We start from the raw sequence: 23,042 nt of genomic DNA, 5'->3' as shown, positions 1-23,042 counted from the left end.
CCAGCTTAACTTTTTTTAAAAAGGAAATATCCTTTTAAAAAAAAGGATTACCCTCTCTGTGACAAATAGATGCTCTCGATACGATCTATCGTTTCAGCCTCTTCCGGAGATTTATCATCCCTCACATTTACAAGCCGTGGGAATCGGAGAGCATACCCTGAACCATAGTTCGTACTTTTCTGGATCTCCTCGAAGGCGATCTCGAACACCACATCAGGTTTAAGTTCGATCTCCCGACCGGATTCACCAACAATGAGCTCAGAGAAGACCTCAGTAAGCTCAGCAAGCTGCTCATCTGAAAAACCTGTAGCCACTTTGCCGATAGGAAGGAATTTCCCATCATCAGGATCAAGACATGCCAGAGCATAAGAACCTATGAGATTTGCACGCTTCCCATAACCCCATTCCGCACCAATGACAACGAGGTCGAGTGTCTCCATTATAGGCTTCTTCTTAAGCCAGTTCTTACCCCGCTTGCCAGGAGAATACGAAGCTTCCGGATTCTTTAGCATGACCCCTTCGTGTCCACCCCTCAATGCAGCAGTATAGATCTCGTTCACAACGTTCTCATCATCTGTGAGAACCTGCTCATCCACCCTGATGATATCACAGTTCTCCACACATGCGACCAGCTGTTCCCTTCTTCTTAAAAGAGATTGGTCCATCAGTACTTCCCCATTAAGATAGAGAATATCGAAAAGGTTCAGCGTAAGAGGGATCTCACGGACCATTGCCTCAACGTCATACTTTCTCCTGAAGCGTTTGAGTATATCCTGGAAGGCACGAGGAGCTCCGTTACCATCGACCGCTACAGCCTCCCCTTCAAGAATAGCGGAATTTGCCTTCACATGGAGCTTCACTGCCTCAACGAGATCCGGCAGAGATAGTGTCACATTCTCAAGCCTTCTTGAAAAGATGTTGACAGAATCTCCATCCTTATGGATCTGAACCCTTGCACCATCGAACTTCCACTCGACAGCCAGCATACCAAGGTCCTTGATAGCAGCTTCGATGCTCGGAGTGACCTGTGCCAGCATCATCTTTATCGGACGGTCAAGCTCCATCCTGAGCTTTGAGATCTCCTCAATGCCACCCTCTTTTGCAGCAACCGCCACAAGACCCAGATCGTTGGTCACCATAAAACCACGCTCGATATCCCCTGCCGGAACATCGAAAGCCTTAGAGATAGCATCCCGAACGATCCCTTCACCGACACCAATACGAAGGTCCTCGATGGCCAGCCGGGCAAGATAACGTGCTTCTTCAGGACTGGATGAATTGAAAAGGAATTGCAGGTTCCTCATTTTATTACTCTGTGAACCTGCACCTGATGATCTGGAAATATCAAGGAACCGACCAAAGACATCCATTATGGAGATGGAAGGTTCCTCACCCATGAATGCAGAGAATGTAGACTGGTTCTTTTTCCGTTTACCAAGTGCTGCTACCGCGGTCTCACCTATATCACCGGTGGAACGTACAAGGTCCTCAATGTCTTTCAGGGAAAGACCGGATGATCTCGAAAGGGCACCATACAGAAGGCTCGTACCCACGCCAAGCTGTTCAACACTCCATGCAGGAAAAACATCCCCCATTACAAAATGGGTCACAACAGGAAGTTCATCTTTAGATACCGACTTTAACATCTCTGAGATAACATCGGTCATCTCCAGTGAACTTGAGATATGTTCGATCTGTTTGCAAACATCAGCGAATTCCTTGAAATCGGTCATGTATAGATATTCCTGTCGTTCCCATCAGGTAACCAGATAGCCATCAGTCCTTGTAGATGGATACAATATCGCTCAAGATAGCACTTGCAGTCTCAATAGAACCTGCACCCCTGCCTGTTACCGTAATGGTTCCTGCAAGATCGGTACTGACCGATGCAACGTTCAACGTACCGCCAACAGCCAACGGATGAGATGCCGGTACAAGGCGTGGTGAAACTCTAAGACGGTCCTTCTTGACCTCACCTATAAGCTTGATGACATAGCCTTCATCATAGGCAAGAGAAAGAGATTCCAGAGTGACCTTGGTAATTCCGGTAACATCCACATCCTGATAGGTTGCATCCTGATTGAATATGGAATTTGCAAGAATGACAAGTTTACATGCCGTGTCGATACCTTCCACATCATAGGTAGGGTCGGTCTCAGCAATACCAAGCTCCTGTGACTCCGCAAGCATCTGCTCATAGGAAGCATGCTCTTCCATCATGCGTGTCAGAATATAGTTACATGTACCGTTAAGGATACCTTCCACACTGAGAATCTCATTCCCGGCAAGCGTATCCCTCACAAGATTGATTATAGGCATAGCACCGCCGACCGTGGCCTCAAAGAGCAACTTACGATCAGCTTCATTCGCAGCTTCCACAAGTTCCCGATATTTCAACGCAAGAGGACCTTTATTAGAGGTCACCACATGTCTGCCAAACTCAAAAGCAGCAACCATATTAACAAGACCGATGCCACCGGTCTCTATATCAGTAGGAGTCGTCTCGATCACAATGTCATGGTCCACACTTTTGATGACATCCTCTCCAGTAAGATCATCGATGGCAACAGTACCGGATTCCCGCTTTCTGCCAAGTGCAGCTTTAAGGTCTATACCAGCAAGATTCACCTCAGCACCTTTGGAATCAGCGATGGCCACAACGTCAAGGTCGATACCAAGAGACTTTAATTCTTCATCCTTTCTCAGAAGGACCTCTGCAACACCCTGTCCAACCGAACCAAATCCAATAATGGATGCACGTACTTTTCTCATTGAAATATCACCTTTATGCAATTTCAGTCTTAATTGGTTCTATGACCAGAAGATCCTTCTTGTTTGCGACCTGCCTCAGGATAGAGATCGCCTCATGAAGCTCATTCATTCCCAATGCATCTATTTTTAAAGAAGCAGAAGAGCGCATGTCTATCTGCGGCATTGAAAGAGAAATGTTCACGACCTCTGCAAAGCCGGTCTTATCAATAGTATCAATGGTATCCTGTATATCAGTATGAACTATATGACCTATCAGGAGGACAGCACCATGTGCTGTGAAACGATTCTCATCAACCCTTGCAACACCAATTCCATTCCCTTCGAGACGACCTATAAGGACCTCAAGATTGTCCGGTTCGATCTCAAAAACAAGCTGTACCGGAATGGTACTTCTTGGAGTTCGTTCTTCATGATGGTGTACGATCGATTTCAAGTTCCCTTTTAGCTCCGAAATCGGATCCAAAGCCAGAAGCAATTGTCCTGGAGTGTCCTTTAATTCAATGTCCATTGAAACTCTCATGTGTTCCCTCTTAGGCATTCTTCATATAAATGTATTGATAGGCCATACCATCAGTTCTTAAGATAGTACAGAAGCAAAGTCAACTTACTTCCTATCGTCAGGAATTATAATGATGTTGCCCCGCCCCTTCTTGAACTTCTCCACAAGGCCACGGTTTTCCAGATCAGAGACTATCAGACTTACCTTCGCCTCGGAATATCTCAATTTCCCACGCAGGTCCTTTTGGGTTATGCGTCCACCATTTGCAATAACGATGTCCAGAACTTCCTGAAGATCGTCAGGTAGGACAGTTGTTTCAACTTTAGTGATAGTATCAATGCGTTCCGAATCATCGCTAATAGTGCTGACCAGTCCAGCTTCCTTCACATCAACTGAGGGAGATACATCTGGTAAAGCACCATTATCACCCTCTGGTGAAGTGTTGACCAAACTCCCTTCATTCACCCCTTTCTTCCTTGAATACACATATGCTGACAAAACAATTACAAAAACGATCAGCAGAACCGCCACATAGGCCATATATGAGCTTTCCGCATCATCCTCGATGATCTGAGAATCGGCTTCAAATGCTTCGCTCAAATTGGCTATTTCAGCATCTTCGAGTTCCTCATTTTCATAGGAAGGAAGAAGGAGAAGGTCGATTATGTAATCACCATCATCGGTTATTGTTATCGATTCCTGTGCCGACGCTACGAGAGTATTACCAGTATAATAAGTAGCAACTATCATATAGTCACCTGGAGCCAGGTCCAGGGAATAGACACCATACTTTGCAACTATGGACTGCGGAGGAGTGGAATTGACCTCGATCAAGACATTCTCAAGAGGTTCAAAGGTGTCCCATTCATAGATAGCCCCATGTATCGTTGCAGTTCCAACAGCGCCCACAGGAACAACAAGCAGTATTAATGTAAGAAATGTGCAAACCTCAAATAGTGCCTTAACTTTCACAATATTATAATGCAGGGTTCCACTTTTATAGTTTTTTATTCCCAAATTAGTGTTATTGAAGTTACTTACGATATATGGAATAATAATGATCGAAACACCGAAAATATTGAATAGCTGAACAGTCCAAATAAAAATGGAGGAGAATCTCAGATAGAAAAGCGGTATTATAGACCTATATTTGAAAATAAGCATATTTTGCCATTTAATAAACAAAATAATTTAATATAAAGTATTATAAAGTAAACAAATGCTTTTGATTGCTCAGATAATACTTTAGATTGCCTTGATTCTGAAGATCAATTAAAGTAAGCTTATATCCCACGTATCCAAAGTTGAACTTGTAAGTTCATTACATCGATGATCAAGATCGTATCACATAATAAACAAAGGAAGGGATCCATTATGAAGAACAAAACAATGAAAGGGTTTGCACTGATCGGTGCCATACTGATGATATTAAGTCTCCTTCCTGTGACAGCTTTTGCTGCCAACCAAGGGGATAATGGTGTTGGGGCCATGGGCGCAGACAAGATAAGATCACAGGAACACAAAGATGAGAACCTCGCACCTGAGTTTGCTGCTAACAAAGCCGATAATGGTAATGTGGATGCAGACAGGATAAGGTTACAGGAACATAAAGATGAGAACATCACACCTGAACTGATCCAGGAAAAGGAAATGCGAAATAACCAGGGAAGGAGCAAAGTTAAGATCTCAAAGGCTGGCTATGAGGAGCTAAGAGGTAATTTCCAGAATGCTAAAGCATTGCAGGCCAAAGGTGAGTTAGATGCCACAGAAGCACTGGATGCAGCAAAGGAATACCTGAACGGGACCATTGATTACATGATCACCCGCCTTGAGACCATCAAGGAAGAAGGAAGCTATACTGAAGATGTCAATGAGACGATCGACACATACATCGTCAGGCTTGGAGAACAGAAAGATGATGTTGATGCTGCAGATACCAGAAAGGACCTCTCCGAAGCAACAAAGGACATAAGGAAGATCTGGAGTGATGCTCAGAAGGACCTGAACAGGATGAGAGCACAGAGGATCAACAATGGCCTTGTAAACTACCTTGAGAAAACAAATGGTGTTTCAGAGAGACTTCAGAATGAGATAGACCGTTTGAACGAGGAAGGCGAAGATACTGAAGAACTCCAGGAAATGCTTGACGACTACAATGCGCTTATCGAGGAAGCAAAGCAGACGCATGAACGTGCAAGAGAAGCTTACCAGAATGGAGAAGAAGACGCTGGCGAACAGCTCCGCAGATCCATCAGACTGACTAATGAAGCCAACACAAAACTTAGAGCACTTGTTCAGGAAATGAAAGGATTCAGACATGGCTATGTGAAACTGGCAGGCCAAGGTTTGATCGATGCCGAGGGTGATGGAACAGTTGTGCTTTCAGGAGAACTTGAGGTTGAGTTCACCGCAACCAATGCCACTATCGTCATCAAAGACCTTGCAGGTGACGCAGAAATTGACATTGATGGGGATTACGAGCAGCTCGATGAGGACAGCACAGGAGACGGAAGCTATGCATATGTCTACCACAATTTCACAGGAGAAGCAAAAATTGAAGGGTCCCGCCTCACAATTATGGTTCGTGGAGAGGACATAACCATCAAAGCAGAAGGAACAGGCAGCACATCCCTTTCAGGAGAAGGCTCTTACACAATTGAAAAGGATGATGAGAGTACTGAACTTGAGTGGGCTGCTCCAAAGATAAGCGACGATGAAGACGACAGTGCTGATGAGAAAGAGGATGAATTGGAAGACAGCAGCAACGAAGAAATGGAAGATGAAGGCTTCGATGATGACAGTGCTGATGAGGAAGACTCCGACGATGAGGAAGATGAGGATGACAGTTCCGATGACAATAACTCAACAGAGGTGGTCTGATCATGGTGAGCATTAAGCATCTGGGAATTGTTGCCATCCTTCTCATCGGACTTGCATTCTCCGGTTGCGTAGGGGAACCTGCGGACAATGCTACAGAAGAAGATACAGCCACTACCGCTGCAGACGAGATACTTGTAGAAGAAGGAGTTGAACTGACAGATTCTGAAATAGCAGCCCTTGAGAACGATCTTGAGGAATTTGAAGCTCTGATCTCTGAGATAGAAGAAGATACAGAACTGATAGTAGAAGAAGTATGAAAGTCGATATCTCGGCATTACATTCTTTCTTCTTTCTTTTTTATTTTTTATTTTGCATTGGTCAGCCCAGCGGATACTAATTTAACAAGGAAAAGTATTGCAACAGGCATTCGAATTTCTATTAGCTTTACATCGAAGCGTCTGAATATGTGTATTTCGAACGTGCCCTCAAGACCGATCATTTTTAGCCGTTATTGTGGGAACCATTTCGTCCCGATCAGGAATTAGAGATAATATATGGATTGAGCATATAAAATAAGATATGCCCGGACCATAACCCAACACATATATATAGAACCACAAATCAATAGATATGTTAGTAGGTGTAAATATCTAAAATTTACAGATTTTTCAAAGAACAACAGATACATGCGCACTACTGAGGTAAAACATGAAGAACATGCTTAAGACCACATTATTACTTTCATCCTTGACGGGACTGCTGATCATTGTAGGTCGTCTTATAGGCGGAACTGGCGGAATGTTCATCGCATTTGCGTTTGCACTTGTGCTGAACTTCGGCAGTTATTGGTACAGTGACAAGATAGTCCTGAAAATGTACAAAGCTAAAGAAGTGACAGAATCCGAAAGTCCGCAACTTTACGATGTTGTGAGAAATCTTGCAATGCGTGCCCAACTCCCGATGCCTAAAGTTTACATCGTAGAGACATCGATGCCAAACGCATTCGCCACTGGTAGAGATCCTAAACATGCAGCAGTAGCTGCGACCACAGGGATAATGAACATCCTCACACCAGAAGAACTTGAAGGCGTGCTTGCACATGAACTGGCACATGTAAAGAACAGGGACACACTTATCAGTGCTGTTGCTGCGACAATTGCCGGAGTTATCACAATGCTTGCCACCTGGGCAAGATGGGCTGCCATCTTTGGAGGTATCGGAGGCAGGGATGATGATGGAGGCGGAAATATTGTTGGATTCATAGCACTTGCAATAGTTGCACCGCTGGCAGCAACCATCATACAGTTTGCAATATCACGTTCACGTGAGTTCGGTGCAGATGCAGAAGGAGCACGCATTTCACAGAAACCCTGGGCACTTGCCAGTGCACTCTCTAAACTTGAATCAGGAGCACAGAACTACCAGCCAAGAAGGAACGATGTTCAGCCATCTCAGAACACAGCACATATGTTCATCGTAAATCCCCTGAGAGGAAGCTCCTTGATGAAGTTGTTCAGGACACATCCAGCCACAGAGGAAAGGATACGCCGCCTGAACGAAATGTAAACGCTTAGAACATTGAAAGATCCATCTGACCAGGATCGGTCAGATGGATTATTTTTATTCCGGAAGATTCAAGGACCTTTGATAAATGATATCTATGGCAATCCTTCGGGTTCTTTTCAGCGCACATAAGGACGATAGCTGAACCCGCTTTATTGACAGCCTCTATTTTATCCACTAAACTAGAGTAATATTTGCTGAACTCATCGGTCTTAGCATAGTCCATATAGCTTCCGTCCCTAAGACCCCCAAGACCCGGACAATGAGAATAGACGATATTGTTCTTGGGAAGCACTATCTCGAGGTTCTCCTTATTGAAATCCTCGTGCACTGAATGCGGATAACTGCGAATATCCACTAAATAGACAATATTGAAACTTTGCACCATATCAATAAGATATTCAAGAGACCTGTTACCATAGCCTATGGTATAGCAGAAACTAGCGTCTTCCATTATGGCCATTGAATGGATTGGAAGTTTATTATCTTTTCTCTTTTTAGTTGTTAACCCACGTTTTTTGAACAGAATTTATAGACATTAGATGCATATCAATGAACATTATTGAACATTGAACAGATACCTATATTAGAAGGATAATGCCTATTTAAGTTCATTAGTGGAGAATTTGTCATGACGCATGATGCTGCAATTGGAAGGATCATAAAAGCCCGGACTATAAGCGATGCATGGTATCGAGGACTCAATGTCATATGGAACCATGGAAGTGTGATAACCGATGAGCGTGGGAGCCAGATACGCGAGTTCATGAACCTCATGGTGGTTATCGAGGACCCATACAGTAATGAGATACCTGAAGATAGCGCCTGGAACCATGAGAGGCTGGAAGAATATGCAAAACAGCTTATTACAGGCGAAAATGTACAGGATTTCGAATACACCTACGGTCAAAGGCTCAGGAACTGGGATGACAAGGTCGACCAGATAGAGTATGTCATCGAGAAACTGACAAACAACAAGACAACACGCAGGGCTACTGCTGTCACATGGGTACCAACGATAGATACCGAAGTGGATGAAGTGCCATGCATGATAATTGACGATTTTAAAATAAGGAACGATAAAGTGCATCTTACAACATTGTTCAGAAGCCATGATTTTGCCGGTGCATATCCTGCAAACCTGTATGGGCTTTCAAAATTGCTCGAATATGTTGCAGATGAAGTGGGACTTTCCCCAGGAACGATAACTAGCGTGAGTGTTTCCGCACATATATACGACCATGACTGGGACAAGATCGAGAAGATCATTAAAGGGGTGCAGTAAATGAAAGTTACAGTAGGAAGATCAGGAGTGCACGGAGAGATCTATGCACCTCCTTCAAAAAGTTATACTCATAGGGCCATCACAGTTGCAGCCCTCTCAAAAGAATCCATTATCCACAGACCTTTGATCTCAGCAGACACTCAATCAACGATAAAGGCCTGTGAGATGCTTGGTGCATACATCGAAAAGGATGGAGAGAGATTATTGATAACCGGTGTTGACGGAGAACCACAAATACCTGACAACGTTATCGATGTTGGCAATTCCGGAACAACGCTTCGTTTTATGACAGCCATTGCTGCACTTGGCAAGGGAACTACCGTTCTTACAGGAGATAATTCCATAAGATCAAGGCCCAACGGACCACTTCTCAATGTATTGAACGACCTTGGAGTTAAATCCATATCGACACGCGGTAACGGATGTGCACCTATTGTGGTCACCGGAGGATTAAAAGGTGCTATCGCAAAGATAGACGGCTCCATAAGTTCGCAGTTCATATCCGCACTTCTGCTTGCATGTCCACTGACAAAGAACAGTACAACGCTTTCAATAAAGGGAGAACTGAAATCCAAACCTTATATCGATGTCACATTGGATATTCTGGAGAAAGCTGGTGCTGAGATATATCTGGAAGAGAATCAGAACCTTAAGTTCATAATACCTGGTAACCAGAAGTACAGGCTCAAGGAATATACAGTGCCAGGAGACTTTTCCTCAGCATCATATCTTCTTGCAGCAGCAGCAATGACAGATACGAAGATCAAGGTGAATAATCTGTACCCATCCATGCAGGGAGATGTTGCCATCATAGATATCCTAAAGGAAATGGGTGCCAATATCCACTGGAACAAAGAGGAGGGAACCGTGGAAGTAAATGGCGGCAAACTTCACGGCATCACAATGGATGCAGGTGCAACACCTGACCTCGTACCTACGGTCGCAGTCCTCGGTGCAGTTGCAGAAGGTGAGACTGTCATTACCAATGCCGAACATGTCAGATACAAGGAAACCGACAGGCTTCATGCAATGGCTGTGGAACTCAATAAAATGGGAATCTCCACAAGTGAGGAAAAGGACATGCTAACCATCAAAGGAGGAGAGCTTAAAGGTGCAGATGTCCACGGCTGGCACGACCACCGCATAGTGATGTCGCTGACACTTGCCGGGATGATAGCAGGCAATACCACCATCGATACTGCGGAAGCTATCTTTATCTCATATCCGAACTTCTTCGATTCAATGCGTTCCATCGGAGCGGATGTTATCCTAAGCGAACAGTGATGAAGAAGATATATCTTTAGGCCAGCTTCCAATGATATACGATGTAGTTGTTGTCGGTGCAGGACCAACTGGCTCTACTGCAGCGCGTTACGCAGCAATGGCCGGTGCGAAGGTGCTCATCATAGAAGAGCATGCTTCCATCGGATCTCCTGTGGAATGCACAGGATTACTGAGCACACGTGCTGTTTCGGAATGTGATATCGATCCTGAAGATGATTTCGTATTGAACAGTGTCCGCGGGGCCTTTGTGCATTCCCCTAACGGGTCCTGCCTGCCAATTGATGGAAAAAGGACAAAGGCCTATGTCGTTTCCAGAAAGATCTTTGACCGTCATCTTGTCTCGCTTGCAGTTGATACCGGAGCAGAGCTCATGCTTAAGGGCAGGGTAACAGGAATTCAACAAAAGGAGGGGATACAACTTATTTCGGTCATCCACATGGGAAAGATGATGACCGTCAGAGCGAAGATCGTCATCGGTGCAGATGGTGTCAAAAGCAACGTTGCCAGATATACAGGACTTGGAAAGGTTGAAAGGGTCCTTTCAGGGGTACAGACCGAAGCAGTTTACAGCTCAATCGACACTGATTTTGTGGAACTGTTCGTTGGTTCACAGGCACCCGGATTCTTTGCCTGGACAGTACCTGTCAATGAAAGGATATCAAGGATAGGACTGGCAGTAGAACCCGGAAATGAACACAATGCAATGAACTACCTGAACAACATAGTGAATAAGAACGAACATCTTGCAGGCAATTGCACCAACAATATGCTTGACCTCGTTGTCGGAGGGATACCCATAGGTCCGCTTAAGAGAACATATTCAGATGGGGTCCTCATTGCAGGGGATGCAGCAGGACAGGTCAAACCGACATCAGGAGGAGGCATTTACACAGGTGCTGTTTGTGCAAAGATAGCGGGACAGGTTGCAGCCGAAGCTGTCAGTGAGGAGGACTTTTCGGCAAACAGACTGAAAGAATATGAAAGCAGATGGAAAGCATCTCTTGGTCGTGAACTTAGAACAGGAATGAGGATACACGACTTTATGGGCGGGCTGACCGATAAAGAACTGGATGACCTTATCGGTTCAATGAACAATGATGCGATCCTCGAGCTTATAACAAAATACGGAGATATGGACCATCCGTCCATACTTATCAAAAAGCTACTGAACCCCATGAACTCACGTCATTTGATAGGGGTTTTCAGAGCATTTGCAAAAACTGTTCTGTGAAAGGATCAATAGATGCTTACGCCTTTTACGCCGGGAAGCTGTAAGATCTCATTTACAAGGTCACCCGGTACCTTGGAATCTGTGATTATGGTCAACATCGCTTTGCTGTTGAAATAAGGGTCATCTGATACCGCCTGCCTGATACTGATGTTGTGGTTAGATATCACCTGTGATACGCTGTACAGGATACCAACGTTCGCAGCATCATCAGGAGTTATTATTATTACACCAAGACCGAGAGCTGGAGCTACATCACGAAGGAAAGGTATGGACGTGACGTTCTGGAAGATATTCTTCAATAGATCATCCGAGAGTATGGTGTCAGTAGTTGCATCTACGACCCTGCGGTCCACACCTGCCTCTTTTGCAAGCTGAGTGTGAGGGATCTCTATCGAGCCTGATGTTACCTTGCCATCGCCATTTACCTGAAACCCGCGTTCGAAGAGTAACTTTATTACCTTCTGCTGGGCAGGGTGTTTTTCGAACTTCTTGAGTACTGTGCTCCACATGATGATCACCTTGGGCTTAAAATTATAATGATATAGGGACCTATAACCATATAAAATGAGCTTAATAAAGCTTCCGTTACATCACAGGAAGTTGCGGACATAATATGATTAAATAAATAATTATCAACATAATTAATGTACAAAAAAGAAAGACATTTTAAGGATAACGTCTTAAAGGGGTTAAATCATAGCGTTAATAGACAGATCAAATTATGTTTTCTCTAAGTGGTACAATACGAAAAACAGACTATTGTTATCAGTTCTATGAAATTATAGTGGTGGAATGCACACAGATAATACTGCTTCCATATCACAATTGTTGAGACAGTCATATACATTCAAGGAGGTAATTTATGAAACTATACAAAACTTATGACGATCTTCCAAAGATTAAGCTCCCGAAGGGACAGGAAGTAAGTATAAGTGATAGTACCCTACGTGATGGGGCTCAGATGCCAGGTATTGTATTAAAGGCAGATCACAAAGTGAAGATCTATGAGTATCTGCACAAGATCGGAATTGAAAAACTTGAGACATTTGTGTATAATGACCGTGATCGAAACGCCATTAGCATGATGTTGGACAGAGGTTATGAGTTCCCGGAGGTCACCGGTTGGGCAAGGGCTGCCACCAGTGACATTGATCTGGTACTGGATATCGGTGCTATCGAAGAGACCGGAATATTGATGTCCGTCTCAGACGTACACATATTTGACAAGATGGGACTACCAAGCAGGGAAGCTGCTGAGGAAAAATACCTTGATGCATTACAATATGCGGTAGACCATGGGCTTAGGACACGTGCACATATCGAAGACATGACACGTGCAGATAACATTGATTTTGTATATCCACTGATCAAGAAGATCCTTGAGATCGATCCAAAATGCACCATCCGTCTTTGTGACACCATTGGATTCGGAATTCCATTTGTAGATGTTGAAGAACCATTCGGCATACCCGAAATGGTCAGATATGTCAAGGATGATCTAAAAGCCATCAATATCGAGACCCATTGTCACGATGATTTCGGTCTTGCTGTGGCAAATTCCATCGCTGGGTACTGGCATGGTGCTAACTGGTCAAATGTGACTTTCCTCGGCATAGGTGAACGTGCAGGTAATGCTGAATTGGAGAAGTTGTTGCTGTTCCTCGGAAGGAGGATAGAAGGCTTCGATAAATACAACCTGAACTCCCTTTTCGAATTTGCCAAATTCATGGAAAGAGAGATCGGCATAAGGATCCCAAGGAACAAATCAGTTGTAGGGAACAATGTCTTTGCACACGAATCAGGTATCCATACAGCAGGTGTCATCAAGAACCCATTCACCTATGAACCTTATCCACCGGAAGTTGTTGGAGGAAAGAGGGCTTTCCTCATAGGTGATTCATCAGGCATCGAGGTTCTGCGTTTCAAGGTAGAGGATACCCTTAATGACCTTCTGGACGTCAAGATCAGTGTCGAAAAGAACGATCCACGCCTCAGGGCCATCCAAAAGGACATACAGGATATTTACAACAATGAAAAACGTGTATCATGCATCTCCGATGAAGAGATACAGGCATACGTTGAAAAATACTTCCTCTTCGAACCTATCGTTGAGAAAAGCATGGGTAGAAAGACCCTCTGAGAGCTTGTCCGCTAATATGCGGATAAGCAGCATTCTTTTTTTAAATTCGAGATCATTATATAGATATGCTCACTGATTGATGGCTTTAGAATTATCCATCTTAATCATACCAAGTGTATGTTACCAATAATAATTGAACAGACTTTTATAGATAGAATTACAAAATTACTGTTGTTCTTTAATTAGTAAGTTTGGGATTCAGGGAGAGTTAAAGCATGTTATTTGGAGAATATCAACTAACGATCTATACAATAATTGCATTGTTCGCCCTTCTTACGGTATTAAATTACATTCTCCGGAAAACCACCATATTGACCCGGGACAAAATGATAAAACAGATCATACTTTCCGTAGCCACCCTTCTCGGAATTGTTCTGATATTACTCACATTGCCAATATCAGATAATTCAAAACAAACCCTTTTGAGCTTTTTAGGAATACTACTGGGTGCCACCATTGCACTGTCATCGACAACATTTGTTGCAAACGGTATGTCAGGCATGATGTTGAGCATTATCAAACCATTCAAAACAGGTGACTATATAAGAATAGGAGACGAATTTGGGAAGGTCTCGAACATAAAAATACTTCATACACAGATACAATCCATTGACCGTGATCTTATAAGCATCCCAAACCTGAAACTCGTCTCAAATCCACTGGTCACGATAAGCACATCGGGAACAATTATTTCTGCCATCGTTTCATTGGGATATGATACACCATGGGAGCATATCGAAAAGGACCTGATAAGAGCAGCAGAAAGAACAGGCCTTGAAAGTCCATTTGTACATGTCACAGAACTAAATGATCATGCTGTAACATACAAGGTAGGAGGTCTTCTCCGGGACATATCAGGATTGATCACAAAAAGGTCCGATCTGAAAAAAGCAGTTATTGATGCCCTTCATGAAGATGACATTGAGATCGTTTCACCCACATTCATGAACCAGAGAGTATATGAGAAAAATGCTGTTTTTATACCATCATGCCCGGTATGCGATACAAAGGAAAATGTGCCTGCACCCTCTGATGAGTATGTGCCGAAAATGTCAACTGAAAACATAATATTTGACAAAGCCATAGGTGCAGAGCTTATCAACAAGATAGATATGACCTTCGAACGCCTTGAGGTGAAAAGTGCAGACTTCAGGTCCCTTTTCAGTACTACCACAAATGCTGATATGTTCGCATCAGAACTAGAAGAGATAGAATCTATCGAAAAACAAAAGGTAGAACTTGTGGACTCATTCAAGACCATGAAAGAAACTTTTAAAAAGGAAGATGATAAAACTCCTGATGCTATAAAACTTAAAACGCTTCAGTATGTTGATTCAAGATCACAAGAGATGGAAAACGAGATCTATAAACTTCTTGAGAAATTGAAAGAAAATATTGACTAAATATATCGACCTCATTTCACCAAGAAATCGATCAATAAAAAGAAGGTGCATAAGGCGTTAAGCCTTATGCGAAAAAGTCCCATTCTCGCCAGAGCCGGACTTACGTATAATTTTTAATTTACAACTTTGCGATGATAGCGTCGGTCGAAGCGGAAGTTTTAGTTCCCTAATCACATTGCTTATTTAGATACTAAAAAGCCCCGGTCGAAACCGGGGCTTTCCTTTTGTTTCCACAATAAAATTAAATAGAATCGATAATCCCATTCAAAGTCGCACTAGGTCTCATGGCCTGGGATTTCAACTCCTCATCTGGAGCGTAGTATCCTTTGATATCCATAGCTTTGCCCTGAGCTTCTAACAACTCATTGGCAATCTTCTCTTCATTTTCCATCAGAGCTTTAGCTACAGGTTCAAAAATCGCTTTTAATTCGCTATCTTTCTCCTGATCAGCCAGAGCCTGAGCCCAATACATTGCCAGATAAAAATGAGATCCTCTGTTATCAATCTCATTCACTTTTCGGGAAGGTGATTTTCGGTTTTCCAGAACCAGCTCTGTCGCTTTATCCAATGTTTCTGCTAAAACCAGAGCTTTAGGATTATCAAAACTGTTGCCCAGATGCTCCAGAGAAACAGCTAAGGCCAGGAATTCTCCCAGAGAGTCCCAACGCAGGTGACCTTCCGATTCAAATTGCTGTACGTGTTTGGGTGCCGAACCGCCGGCACCTGTCTCGAAAAGTCCACCGCCATTCATTAGGGGAACGATTGATAGCATTTTCGCACTGGTTCCCAATTCTAAAATGGGAAAGAGGTCTGTCAGATAATCTCTCAAAGCATTTCCAGTCACAGAGATTGTATCTTTGCCCTCTTTAATTCTCTCCAATGAAAACCTGGTCGCTTCAATGGGAGCTTTGATCAATAGTTCCAGGCCATCAGTATCATAATCTTTCAAGTATTTGTTCACTTTTTTAATGAGCTGTGAATCGTGAGCTCTTTTCTCATCGAGCCAGAAGACTGCAGGATCGCCTGTCGCTTTGGCTCGCTTGACTGCCAGCTTGATCCAGTCCTGAACGGGTGCGTCTTTCACCTGACACATGCGGAAGATATCCCCTTCCTCTACCGGCTGTTCAATGAGTACATTATTGTTGTCATCGATAACTTGAACTTTTCCCGTACCAGTCATCTCAAAGGTCTTGTCATGTGAGCCATATTCTTCAGCTTTTTGTGCCATAAGCCCCACATTGGAAACACTTCCCATTTTTGATGGATCAAAGGCACCGTGTTTTTGACAGAACTCAATAGTTTCCTGATACACTCCCGAATAAGAGCGGTCTGGAATTATGGCTTTCATATCTTTCAGTTTCCCGTCTGGTCCCCACATGCCGCCTGATGAGCGGATTGCTGCAGGCATGGAAGCGTCGACGATAACATCACTGGGAACATGGAGATTGGTAATTCCCTTATCGGAGTTAACCATAGCCAATGCCGGTCTCTTGGCATACACAGCTTCTATATCTGCTTTGATCTCAGCCTGTTTGTCTTCAGGCAGATTCTGGATCTTTGTATAGAGATCACCCAGTCCGTTGTTGGGATCTACACCCAATTCTGAAAGCAGATCACCATATTTATCAAATATATCTTTAAAGAAGACCTTTACCACATGACCGAAGATAATAGGGTCGGAAACTTTCATCATTGTCGCTTTCAAATGAACGGAGAATAAGACATCTTTAGCTTTGGCATCTTCTATCTGTTCAGCCAGAAATGCCTGAAGCGCTTTTTTGTTCATGACAGCTGCATCAATGATCTCTCCGGTCTGAAGAGGGGCTTTGTCTTTTAATAGTGTTTTATTACCAGCGTCATCTGTAAAGAAAATTCTGAAATTGGTAGCCTCTTCAATTTCAACAGATCTCTCACTGCCGTAAAAATCTCCGCCGGTCATGCTGGATACATGGGATTTGGAATCGGACTTCCATTCTCCCATGGAATGGGGATGTTTTTTCGCATAATTTTTTACAGCTTTAGGAGCTCTGCGGTCAGAATTCCCCTCTCTCAATACAGGGTTAACAGCACTGCCCTTGACAATATCGAATTTCGCTTTGATCGCCTTTTCTTCATCATTAGAAGGATCTTCGGGATAATCAGGCAGATCATATCCCTGAGCCTGGAGTTCTGCGACTGTCGCTTTAATCTGGGGAACTGAAGCGCTGATATTGGGTAGTTTGATAATGTTGGCTTCCGGAGTTAAGACCATCTCTCCCAATTCGGAAAGGGCATCGGAAATCTTCTGGTCCTCTGTCAGTCTTTCGGGAAACTGGGCAATGATCCTTCCTGCCAGGGAGATATCCCTCGTTTCCATAGTGATTCCGGCGTTTTTCACATAAGCCTATACAATAGGTAGGAGCGAACTGGTTGCCAAAGCCGGAGCTTCATCGGTTTTCGTATAAATGATTGTCGATTTCTGTGCCATGTTAATCCTTTTCTCTGTAAATTAATAACGTTTTATCGAATCGAAGCGCTTTATTCTATATAAAAAGACCCCATCCCTTTTTACCCATGTTGACCGAGCGTACAAAAGATCAATGTTACCTATTCTTAGATGTTTAAAGCTGGTTGTGCAAGTAACCTACATAACCCAGTTCTTATTAACATCTGATATATATGATAGGCAATAAACTAATAATATATAAGAAATAGAGTCTCAAAATCATAATATATACTCATTATAATGTACCCATTTGTAAAATAAAAGCTCGAAACATTTATATGGCAGAATTATATATTTTTAATTACCAAAAGTGGTTGGTATTTTTGTAGTTAATATTTTCGTGGTGGGTGATATTATTAAAACATTAAATGCAGATTCCCGTTTCATTAGCACAGCTAGTAAAATATTCCATTTCAACCTGAGATCTTGCAGGATCATTGGTTTAGCATTACTTTTGTTGTTGATTGTAAGCACCGGTGCAGCATTAGCTGAAGAGCCAAATGTCTGCAGAGAACTTCCGGCAAGTGCGAACCCGGGTGATACAATAACTGTGATCCTGGACATCACACTTGATGGTGCGGACAAGACCCTCATCGAGGATAATGCACCTGCAGGATGGGTAGTAAGCAATCCATCAGATGATGGATTTATCGTTGATACAGCTAATCCAGAGAAGGTAAGCTGGATTTACATCAACTCAGCACCAACTGTCTCACAGTTTACATATGATGTCACGATCCCTGGAGATGCTGCACCAGGAACATACACATTTGATGGAGAGTTCGACCTGGCAGTAGCGGTTCCTGGAATGCAGCCAATTGACTGTGAAACACAGATGGATGTCGAAGATACAACATCGACCATCAATGAGGAAACAAAGACCTCAAGTAGTGGTAGCAGCAGTTCCTCAGGCAGCAGTAACGTTGGAAGTGGAGCATCCGGTGAAGCCTTTGAGAACATCGCATTTAAAGATGTGAAAGCGAAGAACATCATCGGTGGTGCCGTGATCAGCTACACTTTCGATGAGGAACAGAATGCCATTGATTACATCAAGTTCACCGCACTGAAGAACTATGGAGAGGTTTCAACAACTGTCGAAGTCCTTAAAGATAAATCTGCAATGGCCGATGAAAAAGCTCCAGGACTTGTATATCGCAACCTCAACATTTGGGTTGGTAACGCGGGATTCGCCACAGAAGATAACATTGCACATCCTGTGATAGGTTTTAGAGTATCCAAAGCATGGCTCACAGAGAATGAGATCAATGAAAATGCTATTGCATTGTATCGCCATAGTGAAGGTAAATGGAACAATTTGAATACCATAAAGATAGGGGAAGATGATCCATATATCTATTTTGAAGCAGAAACACCCGGATTCTCACCATTTGCGATCACAGCAGATACAGAAGAAGATGATACATCGATAGTAAATGATGCTGAACCAAAATATGCAGGATCAGATGCTGAAGCAGAACCACCAATTGAGGAGGAAACTGCCAGTGAACCAAATGAAACCCCGGGAATTTCAGGGATCTTATCATTGATGCTTATGGGTTGTGCCTATGCATTCAGCAAGAGGAAGAACTGAGCTTCTTTCTTCCCCTTTTTTTCTTTATACCTTGAGCCAACATTTCTTTGCCAGGACTGTTTCTTTCGGTTCCTACTGAAGCATTTGTTCTTTTTCTTTAACAATAAAAAAAGAATTAAGAAATGAAATTTCCGAATAAGATCAGAACGAACAATAACATTATTCAACCCCCAACACATCAATAAATACATGAACACATCCCCAAAGATCCCCATAACCGATGAACACATGCACATCGACCCACGTGCAAAGGGACTCAAAGCTGTCAAAGAGTTCCAGAATGCAGGCGGCACCCACATCATCCTCGTAACGAAGCCAACGTGGACCATAGGAGTGGAAGTTACAAGACCGGAAGATTACAAGATCGTCTTTGATGAGACCGTTGACCTTGCCAGGCAGATCAACGAGACCGGGATCAAAGCATTTCCGGTCCTTGGGGTCCATCCTGCAGAGATCAACAAGCTGAACGAACGCATGGAACTTGAAAAGGCAGTGGAGCTTATGAAAAGCGGGCTTGAGATAGCTTCGGAGTACGTGGAAGAAGGGGTTGCAGTGGGACTTAAAAGTGGAAGACCGCACTACCCGGTGTCGGAAGAGATATGGGATGCATCCAATATTATCATGGAACATGGTTTCACACTGGCGAAGGATGTCGGTTGTGCCATCCAGTTACATACTGAAAGTGTTGGGGAACCGGAGCTTATCGACATCACTGAAAGAGCAAAGAAGACCGGAATTCCGCTTAATAAAGTGGTCAAGCATTACGCCCCACCCCTTGTCGAGGTCTGCGAAAGGCTTGGCATCTTCCCGGGTGTATTGGCAGGAAAAGGAGCCATCGAGGAAGCTCTTGAGCAGGGTACTCGCTTCATGATGGAAACCGATTATATCGATGATCCTCAAAGACCGGGAACCGTCCTTGGACCTAAGACCATTCCCCGAAGGACATTGAAGCTGGTAGAAGAGTATGGGGAAGAACCTTTCTGGAAAGTCCATAAGGAGAATGTGGAAGAGGTCTATGGTGTGGAGATCGAGCTCTGAGTCCGGGAACATACTGACCTTTAATTTCAATGCATGTACTCCGGACACACATCCGGCATATATTTATTCAAACCAATCATAATTATCAAACACACATGTCCCTTACAAGCATCATCGTAAAAGGTGCTAAAGAGCACAATCTCAAGAATGTAGACGTTACATTCCCACGTGATAAACTGATAGTCATAACCGGACTCAGCGGATCTGGAAAATCTTCCCTTGCTTTTGATACCATCTATGCGGAAGGTCAGAGACGATACGTGGAATCGTTGTCAGCTTATGCAAGACAATTTCTGGGACTCATGGAAAAACCGGATGTTGAATACATCGAGGGACTTTCCCCTGCAATTTCCATAGAACAGAAAACAACCAGCAAGAACCCGCGGTCCACGGTCGGTACTGTCACGGAGATATACGATTATCTGAGATTGCTCTATGCGAGGATAGGAATACGGCACTGTCCTAAATGTGGCAAGGCCATCGAGCCCCAGAGCGTTGACCAGATAGTCGATAGTATACTGAAGATAGAGGAAGGTTCTAAGATACACATCCTTGCACCCCTTGTGAGGGAACGCAAGGGAGAATACAAGAAATTGCTCACGGAACTTCGTACAGAAGGGTTTGCACGTGCAAGGGTAGACGGCGAGATAATAGCCCTTGAGGATGCAGAGACGATTGAGCTGGGACGTTATAACAAACACAATATCGAAGCAGTAGTGGACAGGATCGTAATAAAGGACGACATTCGGGAAAGAGTTACAGATGCCGTTGAGACCGCACTGGAGAAAAGCGGTGGCACACTGATAGCCCATGTGCTTGACAAAGAGGAAATGGTCTTCAGTGAAAATCTGGCATGTACTGATTGTGAAATTGGTTTTGAGGATATGGAGCCATCTGCATTCTCGTTCAACAGCCCTCAGGGAGCATGCGAGGAATGCCACGGCCTTGGGACTTCCATGGAGTTCGATCCTGAACTTATCGTACCCGACCCCACCCTTTCATTGCATGAAGGAGCCATCGAACATTGGGGCAAGAAAGATGGGTACTACATGCAGTCCCTGAAATCCGTTGCGGACCGCTATGGGTTCTCCATGGATGTGCCCTTTGAGGAACTTGCTCCTGAACATAAGGATATCATCTTTAACGGTGCCAGCGGGCTGATCGATTATGTGCACATCGGTAAGAACGGCGGGATGTGGAAACACAAGGGAAAGTTCAATGGGGTCATCGCCAATATATCAAAGATATATAACAGCACAGAATCCGAGAACAGAAAAGATACCCTGAAAAAGTACATCACCACCAAACCCTGCACATCCTGCAATGGAGACAGACTAAAACCCGCAAGTCTTGCAGTTACTATTAATGAACAGAACATTCTCAAGGTCACCCGTATGTCCGTGGAGACTGCACTATGGTTCTTCGAGGAACTTGAAACAAAGCTCACACCACGCGAATATTCCATTGCGAGACTCATACTCAAGGAGATAAAGGCAAGACTGGGTTTCCTGATGGATGTGGGACTTGATTATCTTACCCTGAGCCGTTCAGCAGCCACCCTGTCGGGCGGGGAAGCCCAAAGGATAAGACTTGCAACCCAGATAGGTTCCAGCCTTATGGGCGTGCTGTACATCCTCGACGAGCCAAGTATCGGTCTGCATCAGAGAGATAATCTCAGGCTCATTAACACGTTAAAGCATCTGAGAGATATTGGAAATACCGTCATAGTGGTCGAGCATGATGAAGAGACCATCATGAACTGCGATCATGTTGTTGACATGGGACCAGGGGCAGGCATACACGGCGGAGAGATAGTCGCAGAAGGAACTCCTGAAGAGATAATGGCCCATAAGGATTCACGTACCGGACAATATATGAGCGGTAAACTGGAGATCGCCATCCCGGAAAAAAGGCGTGAACCCACAGGGAAACTTGTTATTGTGGGGGCTTCACAGAACAATCTCAAGGGGATCGATGTTGAATTCCCGCTTGGAGTGATGACCTGTGTTACCGGAGTATCGGGTTCCGGAAAAAGTACGCTTATCAATGAGACATTGAACAAGGTCCTGTCACAGAAATTACATCGCTCCCGTGAGAGGCCGGGCAAATATAAGGATATAAAAGGGCTTGAACTGGTGGATAAGGTCATCACCATCGACCAGTCACCAATAGGACGAACACCACGCTCAAACCCTGCCACATATACCAATCTGTTCACACCCATACGAGAACTGTTCTCACAGACAAAGATGGCGAAGACACGTGGCTACAAGCCCGGAAGGTTCAGCTTCAATGTTCGTGGCGGCAGATGTGAGACATGTTCAGGTGACGGAACCATAACGATCGAGATGCACTTCTTGCCTGACGTTTACGTGCCGTGTGAGGTATGCCACGGAAAAAGGTACAACCATGAGACACTGGAAGTGAATTACAAGGACAAAAATATCGCTGATGTCCTTGATATGACCGTTGAGGAAGCCCTGGAATTCTTTGAGAACGTACCGAAGATCAGGAATAAACTGCAGACACTTTTCGATGTTGGTCTTGGATATATAAAATTAGGACAATCTTCAACAACATTGTCTGGTGGAGAAGCCCAGCGAGTGAAACTTGCGACCGAACTCAGTCGCCGTTCAACCGGAAAGACAGTATTTATCCTTGATGAACCCACCACTGGGTTGCATTTTGATGACGTAAACAAACTGCTTGACGTGCTTCAAAGATTGGTGGAAACAGGGAACACCGTTATTGTGATCGAGCACAATCTTGACGTTATCAAGACCGCTGATTGGGTCATAGATCTTGGACCCGAAGGAGGAGAACGTGGTGGCAAGGTCATTGCAAAGGGAACTCCTGAGAAGGTTGCGAAGGTCAAAGGCTCCTATACCGGAGAGTTCCTGAAAAAAGCACTCAAGAAATAATGAGGAAAAA

17 protein-coding genes and 1 pseudogene are annotated in these 23,042 nt (G+C 43.9%); 11 read left to right on the top strand and 7 right to left on the bottom strand.

The features are described 5' to 3' along the window. Positions 1–47: 47 nt before the first annotated feature. The 4 genes from AC20MK_RS03235 to AC20MK_RS03220 form a co-directional block, all read right to left on the bottom strand. Entirely contained in the window at positions 48–1,733 is a 1,686-nt protein-coding gene (locus AC20MK_RS03235) for an ATP-dependent DNA ligase (protein ID WP_487356562.1), read from the bottom strand. Positions 1,734–1,776: 43 nt separating this feature from the next. Continuing rightward, the gene (locus AC20MK_RS03230) at positions 1,777–2,772 is read right to left on the bottom strand and encodes a homoserine dehydrogenase (protein WP_487356561.1); all 996 of its coding nucleotides are present in this window, start codon (positions 2,770–2,772) and stop codon (positions 1,777–1,779) included. A 13-nt stretch (positions 2,773–2,785) separates the two neighbouring features. Continuing rightward, entirely contained in the window at positions 2,786–3,292 is a 507-nt protein-coding gene (locus AC20MK_RS03225; RefSeq protein ID WP_487356560.1) for an amino acid-binding protein, read from the bottom strand. A gap of 84 nt (positions 3,293–3,376) precedes the next feature. Next, positions 3,377–4,243, bottom strand: a complete 867-nt coding sequence (locus tag AC20MK_RS03220) for a helix-turn-helix transcriptional regulator (RefSeq protein WP_487356559.1) — start codon at positions 4,241–4,243, stop codon at positions 3,377–3,379. A 402-nt stretch (positions 4,244–4,645) separates the two neighbouring features. Here AC20MK_RS03220 and AC20MK_RS03215 point away from each other — a divergent pair, with 402 nt between their 5' ends. The 3 genes from AC20MK_RS03215 (at position 4,646) to htpX (ending at position 7,657) form a co-directional block, all read left to right on the top strand. Continuing rightward, positions 4,646–6,151, top strand: a complete 1,506-nt coding sequence (locus tag AC20MK_RS03215) for a hypothetical protein (protein ID WP_487356558.1) — start codon at positions 4,646–4,648, stop codon at positions 6,149–6,151. Positions 6,152–6,153: 2 nt separating this feature from the next. Then, positions 6,154–6,408, top strand: coding sequence for a hypothetical protein (locus AC20MK_RS03210; protein ID WP_487356557.1), 255 nt, complete (start codon positions 6,154–6,156; stop codon positions 6,406–6,408). A gap of 391 nt (positions 6,409–6,799) precedes the next feature. Beyond that, entirely contained in the window at positions 6,800–7,657 is an 858-nt protein-coding gene (gene htpX / locus AC20MK_RS03205) for a zinc metalloprotease HtpX (RefSeq protein WP_487356556.1), read from the top strand. Between the two features lie 4 nt (positions 7,658–7,661). Here htpX and AC20MK_RS03200 read toward each other — a convergent pair whose 3' ends face one another. Then, positions 7,662–8,108, bottom strand: a complete 447-nt coding sequence (locus tag AC20MK_RS03200; protein ID WP_487356555.1) for a DUF488 domain-containing protein — start codon at positions 8,106–8,108, stop codon at positions 7,662–7,664. Between the two features lie 177 nt (positions 8,109–8,285). On the opposite strand from AC20MK_RS03200, the gene AC20MK_RS03195 reads away from it, so the two are divergent. The 3 genes from AC20MK_RS03195 to AC20MK_RS03185 are packed head-to-tail and all read left to right on the top strand — an operon-like array spanning position 8,286 to position 11,454. Continuing rightward, positions 8,286–8,939 (top strand): thymidylate synthase, encoded by a 654-nt coding sequence (locus tag AC20MK_RS03195; RefSeq protein WP_487356554.1) that lies wholly within the window; start codon positions 8,286–8,288, stop codon positions 8,937–8,939. Next, a complete protein-coding gene (gene aroA, locus AC20MK_RS03190; protein WP_487356553.1) occupies positions 8,940–10,223 on the top strand; it encodes a 3-phosphoshikimate 1-carboxyvinyltransferase in 1,284 nt (427 codons plus the stop codon). A gap of 31 nt (positions 10,224–10,254) precedes the next feature. Continuing rightward, positions 10,255–11,454: a geranylgeranyl reductase family protein gene (locus AC20MK_RS03185; RefSeq protein WP_487356552.1), complete on the top strand. Its 1,200-nt coding sequence runs from the start codon at positions 10,255–10,257 to the stop codon at positions 11,452–11,454. A gap of 5 nt (positions 11,455–11,459) precedes the next feature. Here the strand turns inward: AC20MK_RS03185 and trpY are convergent, their stop codons facing one another. Continuing rightward, complete coding sequence (gene trpY / locus AC20MK_RS03180; RefSeq protein ID WP_487356551.1) at positions 11,460–11,963, bottom strand: TrpY family transcription regulator; 504 nt, start codon at positions 11,961–11,963, stop codon at positions 11,460–11,462. Positions 11,964–12,316: 353 nt separating this feature from the next. Between trpY and AC20MK_RS03175 the strand changes: the two genes are divergently transcribed. Next, positions 12,317–13,594, top strand: coding sequence for a homocitrate synthase/isopropylmalate synthase family protein (locus tag AC20MK_RS03175; RefSeq protein WP_487356550.1), 1,278 nt, complete (start codon positions 12,317–12,319; stop codon positions 13,592–13,594). Between the two features lie 215 nt (positions 13,595–13,809). Continuing rightward, positions 13,810–14,997 carry a mechanosensitive ion channel family protein gene (locus AC20MK_RS03170; protein WP_487356549.1) on the top strand — a complete coding sequence of 396 codons (1,188 nt, stop codon included), beginning with the start codon at positions 13,810–13,812 and terminating at the stop codon, positions 14,995–14,997. Positions 14,998–15,238: 241 nt separating this feature from the next. Here AC20MK_RS03170 and AC20MK_RS03165 read toward each other — a convergent pair. Then, positions 15,239–17,464: pseudogene (locus AC20MK_RS03165) on the bottom strand (NADP-dependent isocitrate dehydrogenase). A 475-nt stretch (positions 17,465–17,939) separates the two neighbouring features. On the opposite strand from AC20MK_RS03165, the gene AC20MK_RS03160 reads away from it, so the two are divergent. The 3 genes from AC20MK_RS03160 to uvrA all read left to right on the top strand — a co-directional run bounded on the left by AC20MK_RS03160 (position 17,940) and on the right by uvrA (position 23,032). Beyond that, positions 17,940–19,073, top strand: a complete 1,134-nt coding sequence (locus AC20MK_RS03160; protein WP_487356548.1) for a PGF-pre-PGF domain-containing protein — start codon at positions 17,940–17,942, stop codon at positions 19,071–19,073. Positions 19,074–19,262: 189 nt separating this feature from the next. Beyond that, a complete protein-coding gene (locus AC20MK_RS03155; RefSeq protein WP_487356547.1) occupies positions 19,263–20,111 on the top strand; it encodes a TatD family hydrolase in 849 nt (282 codons plus the stop codon). 95 nt (positions 20,112–20,206) lie between these two features. Beyond that, positions 20,207–23,032, top strand: coding sequence for an excinuclease ABC subunit UvrA (gene uvrA / locus AC20MK_RS03150; protein ID WP_487356546.1), 2,826 nt, complete (start codon positions 20,207–20,209; stop codon positions 23,030–23,032). The last annotated feature ends 10 nt before the right edge of the window (positions 23,033–23,042 follow it).

Source organism: Methanococcoides sp. DA23 (assembly GCF_057593895.1).
Note: the sequence above shows the minus strand (reverse complement) of the source record. Positions and strands in the feature narration are given on the sequence as shown.

What these genes read in the sequence shown, in the direction of transcription:
- AC20MK_RS03210 (WP_487356557.1), top strand. Translation starts at nt 6,154, where the DNA reads ATGGTGAGCATTAAGCATCTGGGAATTGTTGCCATCCTTCTCATCGGA.
- AC20MK_RS03235 (WP_487356562.1), bottom strand. Translation starts at nt 1,733, where the DNA reads ATGACCGATTTCAAGGAATTCGCTGATGTTTGCAAACAGATCGAACAT.
- AC20MK_RS03230 (WP_487356561.1), bottom strand. Translation starts at nt 2,772, where the DNA reads ATGAGAAAAGTACGTGCATCCATTATTGGATTTGGTTCGGTTGGACAG.
- AC20MK_RS03175 (WP_487356550.1), top strand. Translation starts at nt 12,317, where the DNA reads ATGAAACTATACAAAACTTATGACGATCTTCCAAAGATTAAGCTCCCG.
- aroA (WP_487356553.1), top strand. Translation starts at nt 8,940, where the DNA reads ATGAAAGTTACAGTAGGAAGATCAGGAGTGCACGGAGAGATCTATGCA.
- AC20MK_RS03185 (WP_487356552.1), top strand. Translation starts at nt 10,255, where the DNA reads ATGATATACGATGTAGTTGTTGTCGGTGCAGGACCAACTGGCTCTACT.
- AC20MK_RS03170 (WP_487356549.1), top strand. Translation starts at nt 13,810, where the DNA reads ATGTTATTTGGAGAATATCAACTAACGATCTATACAATAATTGCATTG.
- trpY (WP_487356551.1), bottom strand. Translation starts at nt 11,963, where the DNA reads ATGTGGAGCACAGTACTCAAGAAGTTCGAAAAACACCCTGCCCAGCAG.
- AC20MK_RS03195 (WP_487356554.1), top strand. Translation starts at nt 8,286, where the DNA reads ATGACGCATGATGCTGCAATTGGAAGGATCATAAAAGCCCGGACTATA.
- AC20MK_RS03155 (WP_487356547.1), top strand. Translation starts at nt 19,263, where the DNA reads ATGAACACATCCCCAAAGATCCCCATAACCGATGAACACATGCACATC.
- htpX (WP_487356556.1), top strand. Translation starts at nt 6,800, where the DNA reads ATGAAGAACATGCTTAAGACCACATTATTACTTTCATCCTTGACGGGA.
- AC20MK_RS03200 (WP_487356555.1), bottom strand. Translation starts at nt 8,108, where the DNA reads ATGGAAGACGCTAGTTTCTGCTATACCATAGGCTATGGTAACAGGTCT.
- AC20MK_RS03215 (WP_487356558.1), top strand. Translation starts at nt 4,646, where the DNA reads ATGAAGAACAAAACAATGAAAGGGTTTGCACTGATCGGTGCCATACTG.
- uvrA (WP_487356546.1), top strand. Translation starts at nt 20,207, where the DNA reads ATGTCCCTTACAAGCATCATCGTAAAAGGTGCTAAAGAGCACAATCTC.
- AC20MK_RS03225 (WP_487356560.1), bottom strand. Translation starts at nt 3,292, where the DNA reads ATGAGAGTTTCAATGGACATTGAATTAAAGGACACTCCAGGACAATTG.